The sequence below is a fragment of the Bacillus chungangensis genome, assembly GCF_030812995.1.
GTDB classification, from domain to species: Bacteria; Bacillota; Bacilli; order Bacillales; family Bacillaceae_C; genus Bacillus_CF; species Bacillus_CF chungangensis.
The window spans coordinates 21,074-39,961 of sequence record NZ_JAUSTT010000035.1; the positions used below are offsets into that span (position 1 = coordinate 21,074).

The following is an 18,888-nucleotide window of genomic DNA, read 5'->3' on the forward strand; positions in this document are numbered from 1 at the left end:
AATTTTCAACTGCTAATTTTCGGTAATAACATCTCAAACGCAGCACCGCCAGCAGCATTGTTATAAACACGAATGGTTCCGCAGTGCTTTTCAACTGCTTTTTGCGCGATTGCCAGTCCTAATCCCGTTCCGCCTGTTTTACGGCTTCGTGATTTTTCCCCACGATAAAGCGGAGAAAATAAATGCGCGATATCTGCTTCAGGGATGCCCGGGCCATTGTCGGCAATACGCAGCAAACATTGTCTTTGTTCCTTTAAGTCGCAAAGGTCGATCGTAATTTCGCCATTGTTTGGTGTATATTGAATTGCATTTGCTATAAGGTTATGAAGGGCACGTCCCAACACATAATCGTCAATTTCACAGAAAACAGCTTCATCTATGTAGAGCTTGAGTGAAATGGCTTTCTTTTGCAACTCTGGATGAAAACTCTCGATTATTTGCTGTAGAAATGCGGTGAAATCAATTTTATTTAAGTGCAGTGGCTGTTCGAGATAATTTAAGGAAGAAAATGTATGCAAATCAGAAATAAGTTGATTCAGTACATTTGCTTTTTGATAGCTAATCTCTACATATTTGTTTACTTGTTCAGGAGTCACAGCGATTCCATGTTTAATTCCTTCTAAGTAGCCGCGGATAGAAAATAGTGGCGTTCGCAGGTCATGAATTATGGATGAAATAAAGAGTTTTCTTTCCTTCTCCATTGTTTCCTGCTTGTCAAGAGACTCTTGCAGCCGCTTTTGCATCATTGAAAAAGCATGTGATAATTCATTGATTTCTTTTACAGGCGTTGTCGGCAGAGAGAAATGAAAATCATAATGGCTTATTTTATTTGTAGCTGCCTGGAACTGTATTAACGGTTGAAGCATTTTTTGTTTTAAAAATTTGGCGCTGAAAATGAGTACGATCGCACATAGTCCAATCCAAACAATTAGCCCTCCCCAATCATTGAAATGACGGGCGATTGATGATGAGTATGAATGTTTATTAGGCAAAGGGCGTCTATCTTCCACATAAGCAACCCCTAACAGTTCTTCACCGTCATAGACTGGATATTCTTGAATCATCCAACCTAAATAGACATAATTGCTTGAGACATTATCAGAGTGAATTTGATACGGCTCTATTATGTTTTCCTTCTCGATGTTTGAAGTCAACAATTGTCCTTCTTCATCATATAAACGAATACCCAGATGCATTTCTGTTGCCTTCTCGTTAAGCTGCTTCTGCCAGGCTTTTTCTTTCCACATATATGCTTTGTCTAAAACATCTTCTTTAAACCAAGGGGAGATGCTTTCTATTGCTACCGGCTTTAGAAACAGATGCTGATTGATTTTAAGCATCACTTGTATCATTGCAAAAGGTACAAGAAGAAAGAGGATTAAAAAAATAATTAGCCATTGTTTTAAGGTGCGTTCTTTATGCATGTTCAGTTTCCTCCAGCTTATAGCCAATGCCCCAAACAGTGATAATTTGTACGTGACAATGTTCCAATTTCATCATTTTTTCCCGCAGCTTGGCGATATAGACTCTTACTGTATGGGCATCGCCGAATTCATATCCCCAGATTGATTCTAATAACTGATCATATGTAAACACTTGTTTTGGATGCTCGGTAAGAAGACTTAACAATTCGTATTCTTTAGCGGTCAAAGAAAGGGTTTGTCCGCCAATCGATACGACTCTCGTTTGTTTATTAATGGCAAGATTTTTAAAGCGAACAATGTTTTCTCGTTCAGAATTTAGTGAAGAGCTAGAAAGAACAAGTCTGCGCTCCAATGCTTTAATGCGGGCAACAATTTCCCCTGGGGAGGCGCTTTTTACAATATAATCGTCTGCTCCAATATGCAGTCCTCTAATGATGTCGGTATCCTTTTCTAATGCAGTTAGAAACAAGATTGGTATATTGCTTTCCCGCCGAATACTTTTACATAACGAGAAACCAGATTCGCCAGGCATCATTATATCTAATAAAAGAAGATCAATATCGGTTTGTAAGAGAACCTTTCGAGCTTGCTCTGCATTGGAAGCTTGATATACTTCGTATCCTTCCACAAGCAAAAAATCTTCTAACAGCTCCATAATTTCTTTTTCATCATCTACTAGCAAGATTCTTTTCAGCATACTCTGCTCTCCTTTCTGATAGCATTATAGCAAAGGAAAGCAGCTGGAAACGGGAAGGAAACTAAATTTGATGCTTTTTTGATACTTTCTTTCCTTGCGGGAAAATTTTAAAAAAAGATAAAGTGAAACTTCCATCAGTGGGGGTTTCTCTTATCCCACACTGGACAAGAAGTAGAACAAAGGCTAAGATCGCAACGTCCTCGAAAAAGAAAACCGCTTTTTTTTTCGTGCGATGTTGATTCAAGAAGCTTTCCTTATCCTGTCGGCCCGAACCAATCGAATATTTGACTTTCAGTTATCCCCCAACTAGACTTCTTCGATTCCTCTTACTCCCCGAGGTGGGGGCTTGACTCGCCAGTTAGATGTGGGATAAAGAATCGTAAAAAATCTCTAAAGATATAAAAGGAAAAGACTCCTCTAAACCTAGCAATATAGAGAAAAAACAGTGTCTTCTTTCTCTATTTGCTTTCTTGACAACATGTTATAATGGACGATAGAAATGAGAATGGAGGATTGGCTGGAATGTATGATGTGAGGCATTGGCGCCATGTGTTTAAATTAGATCCCAATAAGGAAATCACAGATGAAGATTTGGAAAAGGTTTGCGAATCGGGGACAGATGCAATTGTGATTGGCGGTACTGATCATGTGAGATTAGACGATGTACTAAATTTAATGGCAAGGGTGCGAAGGTATCCACTTCCCTGTGTACTGGAGGTATCGAATACGGAAGCCATTACGCCAGGCTTCGACCTTTACTTCATTCCGACTGTTTTAAATAGCCGAGATGCTTCATGGGTCACAGGTTTACATCATCAAGCGGTAAAAGAATATGGCCCCTTTATCAATTGGGAAGAGCTGCTTGTTGAAGGCTACTGTGTTTTAAATGAAGATTGCAAGGTGGCCAATCTAACGAATCCGAATACAAATTTAACCGAAGAGGATATAGAGGCATACGCCCTGATGGCAGAAAAAATGTTTCAGCTGCCGATTTTTTATTTAGAATACAGTGGGAAATATGGAAAAGTAGAAATGGTACAAGCCGCAAAAAGACCGCTTGTGAACACCACTCTTTTTTACGGAGGCGGCATCCGCAATAAGGAGCAAGCAGCTGAAATGGGGAAGTATGCTGATGTCATTGTGGTAGGAAATGTGATTTATGAGGATATAGAAGCAGCATTATCGACAGTTCCTGCAGTAAAGAATGAATAAATACGATTCCAGCAAACTAAGATGGCGTACGATTGCACTTTTTGGCAATCTCTAACACTAACAACTATTAGCAAAATATGATATAATTAGAACAGATGTTCTACTGGTGGTGAAAAAATGCAATTTTTAACTGAAAAATTGTTAACTGGTTTAAATAAAGAACAGCAAAAAGCAGTAAAAGCAACAGATGGGCCGCTATTAATTATGGCAGGCGCCGGAAGCGGCAAAACAAGGGTTTTAACACATCGAATTGCTTATTTAATGGTAGAAAAACAAGTAAACCCAGCTAATATTTTAGCGATTACTTTTACCAATAAGGCTGCACGTGAAATGAAGGAGCGTATTGGCGCACTCATGGGCGGTGCTGCAGAAAGTGTTTGGATTTCCACTTTCCACTCGATGTGTGTGCGTATTTTAAGACGTGAAATAGACCGCATTGGTTTCAACCGCAACTTTTCGATTCTTGATCCGACAGACCAACAATCTGTTATTAAAGGGATTTTAAAGGATGAAAATATTGACCCAAAGCAATTTGTACCCCGTGCGATTTTAGGGGCGATCAGCAGTGCTAAAAATGAATTGCAAGATGCTGAAGCATATGCAGCTCAAGCTGGGGGATACTATGAACAAACGATTAGCAAAATTTATTTAGAGTATCAAAAACGGCTGCGTAAGAACATGGCGCTTGATTTTGATGATTTGATCATGACGACGATTCAGCTTTTTAAGCGCGTTCCAGAAGTACTGCAGTATTATCAGCGTAAATTTCAATATATTCATGTCGATGAATACCAGGATAGTGCGACACGTTTCTAACTGAAAAGGTTAGACACTAGTAGGTTAACTAGGAGAACTAATGATTCAAAGAGTCGAATGAGAGAGTAACGCCTTAAAAGGCTCTCCCTAATACTCCGAATAGCGTCAAGATAGGGAAGTATCTTGGGGTTATAAGCTCGGTGAAGTCGGCTGAATGCTGCCGTAGCAAATGAAGTTGACGAAAGCTCTCCAGAGGTGGAGGGTGCAGCAGATAAGCCGGGGGTCTATAAAGCACTCATGGTGAGAATGTTGGTGTATAAAGCCAACCGACGAAAATCCGAATGTACGGCTCTAGAGGTATTGGTACTAGAAATGGTATCGCCGCTTAATTGTGGTGCTGGCGGGGTGGAGTAAGGTTTATCTTAATGAAACACCCTATCGTGTGGAAGGCGCGATTCAACCAGCAGGGCTAGAGGATTCACCTTCAAGTGCATATGAAAAGATAGAATCATTGGAACGTGGAAAGCTGGCAGCGTGGAGGTCTTGCCCGCCGATGAAACGGTGATGAGGAAAAGGCAATGATAAGTTCAAAGAAAACCAATGTTGAGCTATTTTTCAGCTGAAAAGATTGCGAAGCAGCAAAGTTTTTCAGGACTTGATGAACACGTCTATAACTCATCTTTATGTCAGTGATAGCGGTGGCACAGTACCGTTGAAGTGATGGAAACATCATGGAGGGATGGCCACTAGTCAATCTGTTCACCAATCTATTATTGCCATATCATGATCATGCAGCTTTGCAAAAGATGTACTAGCGGAAAATGCTACGGCAATTAAAGGTGCATGATCCAAGCAAAGCCATACATAATATAACATTACAGGTGGCCAACAGATTGATGGAACGCCGTATGAGCGGAAACGCTCCTGTACGGTGTGAATGGGGGGAAAAGCAGGAGATAGCGTCAAATGTTTACCTATCCATATCAAATCGTGCTCAATATATGCTCGTTAAAATGCTCGCGCAAAGATTTGAGAACCTCTGTGTAGTTGGGGATTCCGATCAATCGATCTATCGCTGGCGCGGTGCTGATATTACAAATATTTTATCTTTTGAAAAGGACTATCCGAATGCTAAAGTCATTTTGCTGGAACAAAATTATCGTTCCACAAAACGAATCTTGCAAGCTGCCAATGAAGTGATTACACAGAATGTAAATCGAAAACCAAAAAATCTGTGGACAGAAAATGACGAAGGTGCAAAAATTGCATATTACCGCGCAGACAGTGAACAAATGGAGGCGCAATTTGTCGTCGGCAAAATCCAAGAATTAACGAGCAGCGGTTCATTTTCTTTAGCTGATTGTGCTATTCTTTATCGGACAAATGCACAATCTCGTGTCATCGAAGAAATGCTCTTAAAGTCAAATATCTCCTATAATATCGTTGGCGGCCTCAAGTTCTATGATCGGAAAGAAATTAAGGATTTGCTTGCCTATTTACGATTAATTGCTAATCCGGACGACGACATTAGCCTCCAACGGATCATTAATGTACCGAAACGGGGGATCGGGGCTAGTTCTCTTGAGAAAATTGCCAGCTATGCCGCTACCTATGATCTTTCCATGTACGGTGCGTTGGCAAGTGCAGATTTAATTGGACTTAGTCCGAGAATCACGAATGCCGTCAAGGAATTTTATGCATTGATTCAAAACTATACGCACATGCAGGAATATCTATCAGTTACCGAGCTGGTAGAAGAAATATTAGAGAAGTCTGGATATCGCGACATGCTAAAAGCTGAGAAATCATTGGAAGCCCAGAGCAGACTTGAAAACATTGAAGAATTTCTCTCTGTTACGAAAAGCTTTGAAGACAAAAATGATGATAAAAGTCTGGTTGCTTTTTTAACAGATTTAGCTTTAGTCGCTGATATTGATCGGCTGGACGAAGACGGTGCTGCTGAAGAAGGGGTCGTGCTCATGACGCTCCATTCAGCAAAAGGTTTAGAGTTTCCAGTTGTATTCTTAATGGGATTGGAAGAGGGCATCTTTCCACATAGTCGCTCTATTATAGAAGAGGAAGAAATGGAAGAGGAGCGCCGTCTATGCTACGTCGGTATTACTAGAGCTGAAAAGACGCTGTTTTTAACGAATGCCCAAATGCGCACTTTGTATGGACAAACAACGATGAATGCTCCTTCTCGTTTTCTAGCGGAAATTCCAGATGAAGTGCTGGAAAATCTTCAAAAAGAGGAAGAAAAACCATCCTTCATGAGGGAATCGATACGCGGTCCTAGAAAACGCCCAAGCCATTTTGCGGAAACGGCCGCAAAAGCACCTGAGCTTGATTGGAAGGTCGGCGATAAAGCAGCTCATAAAAAATGGGGAACGGGAACAGTTGTGAGTGTAAAAGGAGAAGGCGAAGCGATTGAATTAGATGTTGCTTTTCCGAGTCCAATAGGCATTAAACGACTGCTGGCCCAATTTGCGCCAATAGAAAAAGTGTAGAAATGACGGATAGGCAGCGTGTGATTTCGTTTGTGGATAAAGAAAAACTACTTCATTAATGGCAGAGTTTCAGAATACGGCTATCTATGCGAATGTGAAGCCGTTTCGGAACTAGCTCATGCTCGCCAAGGAAGAAAAAACAGAAAAAAGCAAAGAAAAGGAAGGGCGTTAGATGGAGATAAAGACAGCAGAAATTCGAGTAAAGGAGCTTCATCAGCTATTAAATCAATATGGATATGAATATCATGTGTTAGATCAGCCTTCTGTTCCAGACGCAGAATATGATCGACTTTTGCAAGAACTTTCTCAGCTGGAAGAAAAATTTCCCGTATTGCGTACTCCAGATTCGCCTACTCAACGAGTTGGCGGGCAGCCTCTAGGCACATTTTCAAAAGTAGAACATCTAAGTCCGATGCTTAGTTTAAGCAATGCTTTTAATGAAGCCGATCTTCGTGACTTTGATCGGAGAATCAAACAAACGATTGGTGAAGACTATGAATACGTCTGTGAATTAAAAATAGATGGTTTAGCAGTCTCGCTTCGCTACGAAAATGGATTATTTGTCCAAGGTGCTACAAGAGGAGATGGAACAGTTGGAGAGGATATTACCGCGAACTTAAAAACCATTCGCTCCATTCCGCTCCGCTTGAAAGATGCTTACTCGCTTGAAGTCCGCGGCGAGGCATATATGCCGAAGCATTCATTTTTAAAGCTAAATGAAAGAAGAAAGCTGGCAGAGGAACCATTATTTGCAAATCCAAGAAATGCGGCTGCCGGCTCTCTCCGACAGCTCGATCCTCGGATTGCAGCTTCTAGAAATTTAGATATTTTCTTATACGCTGTGGCAGACTTTGGAGAAATAGGTGTATCCACACATAGTGAAGGAATGCAGCTTCTAGAGGAATTAGGGTTCAAAATGAACAAAGAACGTGAAGTTTGTTCTAATATTGAACAAGTCATTTCCTATGTGGAAAAATGGGAAAAAGATCGTCCCACCCTTCCTTATGAAATTGATGGCATTGTGATTAAAGTTAATTCTCTTGAACAACAGCAATTGCTTGGTGCAACTGCAAAGTCGCCAAGATGGTCTATTGCTTATAAGTTTCCAGCCGAAGAAGTGCTGACAAGATTAATCGATATTACTTTCAACGTTGGCAGAACGGGAGTAGTTACACCAACAGCACTGTTAGAACCAGTTCAAGTGGCAGGTACAACTGTACAAAGAGCATCGCTGCATAATGAAGATTTCATTCGTGAAAAGGGCATGATGATCGGGGATGAAGTCGTTATTAAAAAAGCAGGGGACATTATCCCTGAAGTTGTCAATGTTTTGCCAGAGAGAAGAACAGGGGAAGAAAAACCATTTAGCATGCCGACCGCTTGTCCTGAATGTGAGAGTGAGCTTGTACGCATAGAAGAAGAAGTAGCGCTTCGCTGCATCAACCCAAAATGTCCAGCGCAAATCCGTGAAGGCCTCATTCACTTTGTCTCACGAAATGCCATGAATATAGAAGGATTAGGCGAGAAAGTGATCGCACAATTATATCATCACAATCTTGTACATGATGTTGCGGATTTGTATCAGCTAACGAAGGAACAGCTTTTGCAACTAGAAAGAATGGGTGAGAAATCTGTTTCTAATCTATTAGCAGCAATTGAAGCGTCGAAATCTAATTCACTGGAGAAACTGCTCTTTGGGCTAGGAATTCGCCATGTTGGTGTCAAAGCAGCTAAGATTTTAGCCGAAGAGTTTGAAACAATCGACAAGTTAGCGGCTGCTGCTAAGGAAGATTTACTGTCCATCCATGAGATTGGTGAAAAAATGGCAGATTCGATTGTCACTTTTTTTCAAAAAGCAGAAGTCCATGAATTAATTCAAGAATTAAAAGCAGCTAATGTAAATGTGGAGTATAAAGGATTAAGACGAAAACAAGTAGAAACAGAATCAATTTTTACTGGAAAAACAGTTGTCTTAACAGGTAAACTTGAAACGATGACACGCAATGAAGCGAAAGAAAAAATAGAAATGCTGGGCGGCAATGTGACAGGAAGTGTCAGCAAAAATACGGATATTGTCATTGCAGGGATTGATGCAGGCTCAAAGCTTACAAAAGCGCAACAATTGGGGATAGAAATTTGGGATGAACAAAAATTACAAGAAATGCTGAAAGATGAATAAGTAAAGTAATGGGGCTTAGCTGGCCATTCGTTTAACTGGGCTTCCGAAAAGAATTCTCCCACTTCTAAATGGGGAAGGGCTTAGCCCAATGAAAGTGGGAGATGAATTTTCGGTTGGCCTTAAGCCAAAATATTGTATTTTCTCTAGGGGCAGGGACTGCCCTTATAGCTTGGTAAATATAGATAGCTAACAAAAGTATCTAGTTCCCAAGAAGCTCCCACTTCAATCAGACCGCAAGGTCGATAAGTGGTGAGTATGCTTCAAATTAAGCCGGGCAGCATCCCCATTCGATTTCCGGATGTGATATGAAGCTTTTGTTACATTCTAGTCATAGGCTATTAGATTAAAGGTGGCATCCATCATGAAAAAATGGTTAGCAATTATCGCAGGAACTGCTCTTATAATGACGGGATGTGTTCCTGCCTTGGAAAAGGAAGAGAAAATCGTACAAGAACAGGATGATAAAATAGAAAAAGCGATCATCCCTCATTTTCAAATTTCAGATCAATATTATCGAACGATATTGCCTTTCAAGCCTGGCAAAGCAAGGGGAATGGTTGTTTCCAACTTAAATACTCGTTACGATATAAGTGAATTTGAAAATGGGCTAATGAGGATTGCACAGGAAACATTTTCACCTGATACGTACTTGTTTCAAGAAGGGCAGTATTTAGAAGGTGATGTCATAAAGTCATGGTTGAACCGAAAATATACAGATGCACAATTAAAAGAAAAAGATATAGACCCTTCTGAAAACATTGGCTTAAATCCTCCCCTTAGCGGCGAAGGAACGATTGAAGAGCAAAATAACAAAAGTCCGATTTATTTGGCCCATGTATTGGAACACAACTATTTAAAGAAAGACAAAGAATCTTCGGTCTCGCTGGAAGGGATCGTCATTGGGCTTGCCTTGAATTCCGTTCATTACTATCAAAATAGTAATGGTGCAACACTTGAGCAAGAAATCTCTCATGACGAATTAGAAAAGCAAGGCAAAGAAATTGCCAAAGAGGTATTAAATCGTTTGCGCAGTATGGACGGCTTACAAGATATACCGATCGTCATCGCATTGTTCGAACAGGAAAGCCGCACTTCCGTTGTGCCTGGAAGGTTCTTTGCGTATACGAGTGTGGGAAAAGGAAGCAGCTCGATTGATAACTGGAAAAATATTAATCAACAATACTATTTATTGCCTTCCTCTAAAGCTGAAAGTACACATCGACAAGACGTAGAAATGTTTTTGAATTTCAAGCAAGAGGTAGAAAGATATTTTCCGCATTTTAATGGTGTCATTGGACGGGCTTTTTACCAGGAAGAGCAGCTGATGGAACTTAATATTGAAATTCCTATACAGTTTAATGGAGAGGCTGAATTAATTGGCTTTACACAATGGGTGGCTGGATTGGCAAAAGATCATTTGCCTAATACGATCAACTTGGAAATAAATATTTCATCTTTAAGTGGACAGGGAGCCATCATTATTAGAAAGCCAAACGAAAATGAACCATTTGTTCATATTTATCAATAAAGACTGTTTACTAAGTTCAAAGCGAGGGAAGAAAAACAAGACGTTTTTCTTCCCTCGCTTTTTATTATGAGCCTGTAAACACTTCTTCATCAGGGTATCGAACATGAGGCTTTCTAGGTTTTGCTAACGTAAATGCTAATGTGAGAGATCCGATTCTACCAATGAACATCATTATCATGATTACTTGTTTTTATAATGATGGATGGGATTAATTTACTCCTCCTTGATCCAGTTGTCAATGATATTTTTTCAAGCGAAAAGAAAGCTGTTTTGTTTTCACTAGCGATATAAAAAAAGTGTATTCTTTTGTCTAATGATCATTGCAGGAAAAAGACCCTTCATCAAGAAGCTTTTAGGAAAGATTTTAAAAAAGGTAGGCTTGATCAAGCCTCTAAGCTGTCAAGTGGGTAAATGAAAAGGGGAGGATGAGGAAACGAATGAAGAAGTTTATTGTTATCACTCTATTATTTTCAGGATTTTTTTTACTAAATGGGGAAAAGGCATTAGCAGGATGTTACGAAAGAGGGGAGACTGTAATAGACAACGATCATAATGGAATCGATTCTTCTGATAACCGGTATATTGGAACTTGGCAATACCAGACTGGCGGTCGATCATTTAGAGGCGACCATCGCTTTGCGCCGATTCAAGATAAAAATATCTCTTATACATGGTATTTTGGCAGATGCGATCAATATAATGCTACTCTGTACGTTTATTTATGGGATTCCTCTTTTACGAACCCAAAAGCAGAATACGTGATGACGAATGATCAATTTAAAAATAGCTCTTTTTTTATTAATCAACAAAATGCACCAGGCGGCTGGAGCAAAGTAGGAACCTCTGCTTACAAAGGTGTGAATTCAGTAAGTGTCCAACAGCCATTTCCATCTGAAATTAGGACGGGGGGAACAGGAGCGGATGGCGCTAAATTAATCTACCATAAATGATGAAAAAGGAGGGATAAAAAGATGGTAAAATACATGGCAGGTGCGGTCGCTTTCTTATTAATTTCATTGTTTTCAATAGGCAGTTTTTCTACTGTTTATACTAAAGATCATCATGAACATCGTGATTATCCAGTAATGAGAACCTTTCAAGCTTCCAAAGGGGAAAAGGCAGAAAAAACGCCCACCTTTGATATAACGGATAAAACAACTATTCAAGAAAGAATGTTGAATAGTTTTCACTATTTTGATCAAGCTGAGGGTTCTTTTCGTTATTACAGCAGAGAAGTTGGCTTTGATTTTTTCGTTTCATATAAGCTTGATATGAACAATCATATTCAATTTTATACGAAAGAAATGAACAGCAAGTTAAAGCCTTTGTATGAGGCCAGTTTTATTAATGGCAAGGAAACAAGGCTTTATCACGATTTTCAGTCTTATGAAGTAATGGAACAGGAGATTAATCATAAAGGAGAATTCAAATCTATTACCAGTGTCTACGGAATGGTCGACGGCCAAAAAATGTATGACTATCCTAATACGCCTATTCAAATAGGCTTAGCTAATAATTCTCTTCATGGCAAAGAAGTGGCGGCTGGATTTCTGGAAGAACACGATAAATGGGAAGTAATTGGCACAGAAGACTATGTAGGAAGAGAAGCTATTCTCATCAAAGGAACATTTGGTAAAGCGTATAGCCACAAAAATTGGGGTTCATTTCAAATTTGGATGGATAAACATACAGGAATATTACTCAAATATCATATTTATGATGTAAACGGCCAAATTTTAGATGCATTAGAGACGAATGAAATAACCGTAAATAAAACTGTTCATATTGAGTCATTGAATCCGAAGCTTCGCAGCATATATCAACAATATGAAAAAATGGACGCTACCCAAAGTAATGAACTGTATTAACAAATTTGCTGTTCACTTCGGTTCCCATTTCATTAACGTTGCTCATTCCACTATTAGATAAGAAGGTATCCACACTGATGCAGCCAATGAAAATAGATCCAAGCCTAATGATAAAAGACTACATTGCGATGAAACGTGAGGAAGGTATAAAGGAAGGAGTTAAAGAAGTAACGAAGAAGATGCTGCAAAAAAAGATGGAGAATGAAACGGTCATCGAATGTACAGGTTTGTCGAAAGAAAAGATTATGTTGTTGCAAAAGGAACTGCAGGCGAAGTATAATAAGGATTTCTTTTGAAATGATTTCAATAACATAAATTGTAGATTAAGAAAAATTAAAGTTCGAAATAAGCTCAAATTAAATTTTAAGATAAATTAGAAAACGCAAAAAGAAACGTTAAAAAAGCGTTTCTTTTTGCGTTGGATTACTAATATCAAACTTTCATGATGGTTTTGAAGTCTAGGAATGAAGGAGACCTTTCATATGACAAAAACAATATTAAAATAATCGGCATTCATCATGATGCTTATAGATCATAAACGATTATAACGATTGATTTTGATAATAGAAAACGCTACTGCTCAAGTGATTTCGTCATTTTAGGTAGATGATGCAGCAATTAATAAAATAACGCGAAAGGAAAAATGTTACAAGAACATTATCTGAACGTCTGACATTGATTAATACTGGGTGTTAATAATGGAATTGTATTATTTGTAAAAAATATTTCTATATTTTTGAATTTTGGTATTCCTTTTCTTGCTATACTGTTATATAATACATATATTAATTAAAACCTGTATTATAACATTTGCTAAGGATGTGACTAAAACAGATGGGAACACAAATCGTTGGGTTGGAAGTGAAAAGGGAATTAAATGACCGCTATGAACAATTATTAACGCCAGATGCACTACAGTTCATTGAACAATTGGAAAGGCGGTTTGGTTCAGAGCGGCGCGAGCTACTTCTAAAAAGAGAAAAGAGACAAAAAGAAATCGATGAAGGAAAGCTTCCTGATTTTTTAGAGGAAACGGCATCTATCCGTGAAGGCGATTGGAAAATCAATCCATTACCAAAGGATTTGCAAGATCGTCGTGTTGAGATCACAGGGCCAGTTGATCGTAAAATGATCATTAATGCCTTGAATTCAGGGGCTAAAGCATTTATGGCTTGTCTGGAAGATGCCACGACACCTACTTGGGAAAATGTAATGGAAGGACAAATCAATCTGCGTGATGCTGTGCTGCGGACAATTTCGTTAGAAGCGAATGGCAAAGTATACAAACTAAACGATAAAACCGCAACATTAATCGTTCGGCCACGGGGTCTTCATTTAGAAGAAAAACATATTTATGTTGACGGGCAGCCGATTTCAGGGGGATTCTTTGATTTTGGGCTTTACTTTTATCATAATGCACAACAGTTGATTCAAAATGGCTCAGGTCCTTATTTTTATTTGCCAAAGCTAGAAAGCCATTTAGAGGCAAGACTTTGGAATGACGTTTTTTTATTTGCTCAAAGGTATATAGGGGTTCCAAGAGGGACGATAAAAGCTACTGTACTTATCGAAACGATTATGGCAGCTTTTGAAATGGATGAAATTTTATATGAGTTGCGAGAGCATGCAGCAGGGTTAAACTGCGGGCGCTGGGATTATATTTTCAGCTATATTAAAAAGTTAAGAAACAAGAAAGATGTCATTTTGCCGGATCGAGCGGTTGTCACAATGACAGTTCCGTTTATGCGGGCTTACTCCTTGTTAACGATTCAAACTTGCCATAAACGTCAAGCGCATGCAATTGGCGGAATGGCGGCTCAAATTCCAGTTAAAAATAATCGTGAGAAAAATGAAGAGGCATTTGCAAAAGTACGGGCAGATAAAGAAAGGGAAGCGCAAGATGGCCATGACGGTACATGGGTGGCGCATCCAGGACTTGTACCAGTCGCAATGGAGGTTTTCAATCGGGAAATGACCTCTTCTAATCAGATTCATTCAAATAAGCAGATGAGTATGGAGGTAACAGCAAAAGATTTATTGGATGTTCCAAAAGGGATTATTACAGAGGCGGGAGTTCGGCAAAACATTCGTGTTGGAATTCTGTACTTAGAGTCATGGCTTAGCGGCAGAGGAGCAGCGCCGATTGACCATTTAATGGAGGACGCAGCAACAGCGGAAATCTCACGAGCCCAGCTATGGCAGTGGATTCGCCATCCACAAGGAGTCTTAGATGATGGCAGAAAAGTAAGTATTGAAATGTATCAACAAATGAAAGCGGAGGAAATAGAGCTAATCAAGCAAGCATTTGGAGAAGATGCTTTCAAAGAGCGGAAATTTAAAGAAGCGATTCAGTTGTTTGATCGTTTGATTTTAGAAGGGGAGTTTATCGACTTTTTAACAATTCCAGGATACGAATTACTGGATTAATATCATCTATTAAACTATATGGGGGTTTTGAACATGACAAATGAAAGAGTGAAGGCACTAGAAACTGCTTGGGAAACAGATGAAAGATGGAAAGGGATCAAGAGAACATACACAGCTGAAGATGTTATTAAATTGCGTGGTTCACTTGATATTGAGTATACATTGGCAAGAAAAGGCACAGAAAAGCTTTGGAAACGATTAAATACTGAAAATTATATTCATGCTTTAGGAGCATTAACTGGCAACCAAGCGGTGCAACAAGTGAAAGCGGGCTTAAAAGCCATTTATTTAAGCGGCTGGCAGGTTGCTGCGGATGCAAACCTTTCAGGACATATGTATCCAGATCAAAGTCTTTATCCAGCAAATAGTGTTCCGCATGTTGTCAAACGAATTAACCAAGCGCTGCAGCGTGCCGACCAAATTCATTCCGTGGAAGATGACCATTCGATCGATTGGTTTGCGCCAATTGTTGCCGATGCAGAGGCTGGTTTTGGAGGCCAATTAAATGTCTTCGAACTAATGAAGGCAATGATTGAAGCAGGGGCAGCAGGAGTTCACTTTGAAGACCAGCTTTCTTCAGAGAAGAAATGTGGACATTTGGGAGGAAAAGTATTGCTTCCAACGCAAACAGCCATAAAAAATTTAATCGCAGCTCGACTTGCGGCTGATGTAATGGGAGTCCCGACGATTATTATTGCGAGAACAGATGCTGATGCTGCCGACTTAATTACGAGCGACGTTGATCCTGCAGATGCACCATTCATTACAGGAGAGCGGACACTAGAAGGCTTTTTCCGAACGAAAGCAGGTCTCGATCAAGCAATTGCCCGTGGATTGGCTTATGCTCCATATGCTGATATGATCTGGTGTGAAACGTCAGAACCTAATTTGGAGCAAGCGCAGCGATTCGCTGAGGCCATCCATGAAAAATTCCCTGGGAAGCTTTTAGCATACAACTGTTCGCCGTCATTTAATTGGAAAAAGAAATTGGATCAGCAAACAATTGCAAATTTCCAAGCAGAAATCGGAAAAATGGGATACAAGTTCCAATTTGTTACCCTTGCTGGTTTCCATGCGTTAAATAATAGTATGTTTGAGCTTGCCCGCGGCTATAAGGAAAATGGGATGGCAGCATATTCAGAATTGCAAGAAAGAGAATTTGCTAATGAAGCCCAAGGCTATACTGCGACAAGGCATCAACGTGAAGTTGGAACAGGCTATTTCGATGAGGTTGCAATGATTGTCTCAGGAGGTACATCATCCACAACCGCTTTGAAAGGGTCAACAGAGGAAGAACAATTTACAAGAGTATAAGAAGTTTTCCTTATTGGTAACGTGTAAAAGGGAAGAGAGAGCGTCTATTACGGACGTTCTCTTTTTTTCTGAGAGATACTGGAGATAAGAGGTTTCTTCTGTTAATAGCAGAGACTGTCTCTACTATTCTAATAAGTGAACTTGCTTTTAAGAAACAAGTTTTTTTAATGATGTTGACTAACGAAATGCTATGAAAAACCAAATAAAATGAACAATGGATGCTGCAAGGCCAATTCTTACAACACTAAAGAGCCAGGAAAGATAGCTTCAACAAATACACTAGCTACGATAGCACCTACAATAACCGATAAGCTTAGAAACAGTCAAAGCCCGCAAAGAATGGCCATGACGTACCTTATCATATCCACACCTAACATATATATTATAAGAGGCAGGATGTAACATAAAAGAATAAAGCCTATTGTTAGCCACATTTCTGGACTTTAAATTGATTAGCGTTAGGGTCCTCAGTTCGGCAAGTGGAGAAAGTGATATGATAACCGTCATAATGGAAAAGAGTAATGCAGAAACCAATGTCAAGACAATAACATTTATTTTTTTTCTTCTTTTCCTTCATACTTTCACTCTTTAGGTAAAATTCATGTTCAAATTTTAAGTTGCTATTACATCACTTCCATATGAATAATAACCAATGATGGCAAATATCACAAAAAGTTGAATGATGATGCCTATAATACTACAAATCAATCCTGAAATTGCCATGCCCCTGCCTTTTTGATTCGTATTATCTATTTCTATTATACTTTTTCTTGCAAGAAAAATACCTATTACACCAAGTATAAAACCAATAATAGGGATGAGAAGAGATAGTATTCCTAATGTTAAAGCGGTTATTGCCTTTTGATTCGTTTGTCTTATTAATTCCATTAAATATCCTCCTCGTATTATATATTTAAGAACTAAATTTCTCTTTGTTAATTGAATAATGTGTTACATTTTTGGGTTCTTACTTGGATATTGCGTGATGTCCCTGGATAATAAGTATTGGAATGGATCCAACTGGGAATATGCTGAATCCTCCTGTAGATAAACTACGATAAAAAGACTGTGACCCAGACAATTGTTGTACTGCAAACGCACAAGCTGTATCCATGCTTCATTAAACCAAATGTTAGTAGACTTTTGGGCAGCTTTTAGTGAAACATGATCGAATACTCATAAGCGAGGTTGTGGCTAAACAATTGTTTCTAGGGATGTCCCGCAGTATCCAAGCTTATTCCAAAATCACGTGAAAGGAGGTCCTTTCCTTGAATTTATTTGTAGGCATTGATGTTAGCTCTAAAAAACTTGATATATGCTTCCTTGACAGCGATGATACACGTCTAAAAGAAGAAACACTTCACAATGACATAAATGGTGCCAAACAGGTAAAAGATAGTATTTTAGCTTATCGCCAACAGTTCCATTACGAAAAAATCGTCATCGGAATGGAATCTACATCTGTCTATAGTTTTCACCCCGCCATTTTATTAGACAATGATGAGGACTTACAAAGGATTGGTGTAGAAGTAGTGGTCCAGAATCATAAAGCCATTCATTGATTTAAAGGCTTATTTGAAGAAGACAAGACAGATCATATTGATGCTTTTCGTATTGCCGATTTTCTTCGATTTGGACGGTATAATAAATCCGTCATCAAGGAAGAAAAGTATATTGCTCTCCAACGATTAACGCGCTCACGTTACCAATTGATCCAGCAAATGACGGAGTGTAAACAACACTTCCTTGAAAAGCTTTATTACAAGTGCAATACACTTTCCAACGAAGTAGACACCTCCATTTTTGGGTCTACGTTGATGGAATTATTTACTGAATCTCTTTCTCTAGATGATATTGCCAATATGGAATTAGAGACACTCGGTTCTTTTCTTCAAGAGAAAGGGAAAGGTCGCTTTCGTGATCCCGAAAAGTTGGCTAAAACCATCAAAAAGGCGATTCGTGATTCCTATCGTCTTGGAAAAGTGATGCAAGACTCTGTGGATATTGTACTAGCTACTTATGCCAGACTTGTTCAAACGCTTAAGAAACAGATAAAAGAGCTGGAAAAAGGGATTGAAGCCTTATTTGTCATCCTTCCAGAAGCACAATGTTTAAGAAGTGTGCCTGGTATTGGCCCTGTTTATGCGGCTGGTATCATCGCTGAAATAGGCCAAATTGAACGTTTTGAAACACAAGCACAGTTAGCAAAATACGCTGGTCTCTACTGGAAGAAATCACAATCAGGAGACTTTGAATCGGAACGAACACCACGGGTAAAAACAGGAAATCAGTATCTTCGTTACTACTTAGTTGAAGCTGCCAACTCTGTACAACGAAATGAACCGATTTACCGTGAATTTTACTTAAAGAAATATAAAGAAGTTCCGAAATACAAACACAAAAGAGCCCTTGTCATGACTGCAAGAAAACTTGTACGTTTGGTGGATGTGCTACTACGCAATCACCAACTATACACGTCAGAAAGGAGCGTGTAACTTAAAAGCAAAAATGCTTTGGAATCCTTTCAAACCAAACCCGAACACACGTTTCTTTTTTGTGCGGGTTTAGTTCACTGCACCTTTTTTTCTCTTGAAAGTCGTTTCTTTTCTTTTTCTTCTATCGTTTTTATATTGACTTATTACCACAAGTCTTGTGTCATAAATGCTTTACGTTATTACTATTCCTGTAAAAATCAATCTTCATTTTATATTAACATTTTTTCTTAAATATACCAGTTTTTCATTTTATGTTAATTAGAAACAAAAAATAAGTTTTGGAGAATAAGTGGAAGGAGGTGAAACAACAGTTAAAATTAGTTTATAAAAGTGTATAAAACCTCTTTATTTTATTATAAACTTTGTTTTACAATAAAACAAAGAGATGATGTAAATGAAATACTATTCAATAGGCGAATTTGCTAAATTGATAGGGAAAACAACGCAAACATTAAGAAATTGGGATAAACAAGGAGTTTTT

At 38.9% G+C, this 18,888-nt stretch carries 13 protein-coding genes and 3 pseudogenes; 12 read left to right on the forward strand and 4 right to left on the reverse strand.

The features are described 5' to 3' along the window. Positions 1-5: 5 nt before the first annotated feature. Both J2S08_RS20210 and J2S08_RS20215 read right to left on the reverse strand, forming a co-directional pair. Positions 6-1,424: a sensor histidine kinase gene (locus J2S08_RS20210; protein ID WP_307232790.1), complete on the reverse strand. Its 1,419-nt coding sequence runs from the start codon at positions 1,422-1,424 to the stop codon at positions 6-8. After that, complete coding sequence (locus J2S08_RS20215) at positions 1,417-2,121, reverse strand: response regulator transcription factor (protein ID WP_307232791.1); 705 nt, start codon at positions 2,119-2,121, stop codon at positions 1,417-1,419. Before J2S08_RS20215 ends, J2S08_RS20210 begins: the two co-directional genes overlap by 8 nt. A gap of 522 nt (positions 2,122-2,643) precedes the next feature. Here J2S08_RS20215 and pcrB point away from each other — a divergent pair. From pcrB to aceA, 10 genes and pseudogenes are all read left to right on the forward strand, one after another. Then, positions 2,644-3,333: a heptaprenylglyceryl phosphate synthase gene (pcrB, locus tag J2S08_RS20220; protein ID WP_307232793.1), complete on the forward strand. Its 690-nt coding sequence runs from the start codon at positions 2,644-2,646 to the stop codon at positions 3,331-3,333. 117 nt (positions 3,334-3,450) lie between these two features. Then, a pseudogene (locus tag J2S08_RS20225) lies at positions 3,451-4,134 on the forward strand (UvrD-helicase domain-containing protein); the annotation flags it as partial. A gap of 938 nt (positions 4,135-5,072) precedes the next feature. Further along, positions 5,073-6,596: pseudogene (locus J2S08_RS20230) on the forward strand (3'-5' exonuclease); the annotation flags it as partial. A 172-nt stretch (positions 6,597-6,768) separates the two neighbouring features. Beyond that, positions 6,769-8,775, forward strand: a complete 2,007-nt coding sequence (gene ligA, locus J2S08_RS20235) for an NAD-dependent DNA ligase LigA (RefSeq protein WP_307232795.1) — start codon at positions 6,769-6,771, stop codon at positions 8,773-8,775. A gap of 361 nt (positions 8,776-9,136) precedes the next feature. Then, positions 9,137-10,303 carry a CamS family sex pheromone protein gene (locus tag J2S08_RS20240; RefSeq protein WP_307232797.1) on the forward strand — a complete coding sequence of 389 codons (1,167 nt, stop codon included), beginning with the start codon at positions 9,137-9,139 and terminating at the stop codon, positions 10,301-10,303. 437 nt (positions 10,304-10,740) lie between these two features. Beyond that, positions 10,741-11,253 (forward strand): hypothetical protein, encoded by a 513-nt coding sequence (locus J2S08_RS20245; protein WP_307232799.1) that lies wholly within the window; start codon positions 10,741-10,743, stop codon positions 11,251-11,253. A 21-nt stretch (positions 11,254-11,274) separates the two neighbouring features. Further along, positions 11,275-12,171 (forward strand): sigma-E factor regulatory protein RseB domain-containing protein, encoded by an 897-nt coding sequence (locus J2S08_RS20250; RefSeq protein WP_307232801.1) that lies wholly within the window; start codon positions 11,275-11,277, stop codon positions 12,169-12,171. A gap of 77 nt (positions 12,172-12,248) precedes the next feature. Beyond that, the gene (locus J2S08_RS20255) at positions 12,249-12,467 is read left to right on the forward strand and encodes a hypothetical protein (protein WP_307232803.1); all 219 of its coding nucleotides are present in this window, start codon (positions 12,249-12,251) and stop codon (positions 12,465-12,467) included. A gap of 538 nt (positions 12,468-13,005) precedes the next feature. Further along, positions 13,006-14,598: a malate synthase A gene (gene aceB, locus J2S08_RS20260; protein WP_307232805.1), complete on the forward strand. Its 1,593-nt coding sequence runs from the start codon at positions 13,006-13,008 to the stop codon at positions 14,596-14,598. 33 nt (positions 14,599-14,631) lie between these two features. Then, positions 14,632-15,912: an isocitrate lyase gene (gene aceA, locus J2S08_RS20265; RefSeq protein ID WP_307232807.1), complete on the forward strand. Its 1,281-nt coding sequence runs from the start codon at positions 14,632-14,634 to the stop codon at positions 15,910-15,912. 323 nt (positions 15,913-16,235) lie between these two features. On the opposite strand, the gene J2S08_RS22675 is transcribed toward aceA, so the two are convergent. Next, complete coding sequence (locus J2S08_RS22675; protein ID WP_370875729.1) at positions 16,236-16,346, reverse strand: DUF5391 family protein; 111 nt, start codon at positions 16,344-16,346, stop codon at positions 16,236-16,238. Positions 16,347-16,524: 178 nt separating this feature from the next. Beyond that, on the reverse strand, positions 16,525-16,800 hold the full coding sequence (locus J2S08_RS20270) for a DUF4190 domain-containing protein (RefSeq protein WP_307232809.1): 276 nt from the start codon (positions 16,798-16,800) through the stop codon (positions 16,525-16,527). Positions 16,801-17,180: 380 nt separating this feature from the next. Between J2S08_RS20270 and J2S08_RS20275 the strand changes: the two are divergent. Both J2S08_RS20275 and J2S08_RS20280 read left to right on the forward strand, forming a co-directional pair. Further along, a pseudogene (locus J2S08_RS20275) lies at positions 17,181-18,407 on the forward strand (IS110 family RNA-guided transposase). A 394-nt stretch (positions 18,408-18,801) separates the two neighbouring features. Next, positions 18,802-18,888, forward strand: an 87-nt coding sequence (locus J2S08_RS20280; RefSeq protein ID WP_307226956.1) for a MerR family DNA-binding transcriptional regulator, incomplete at its 3' end; no start/stop codon positions are given.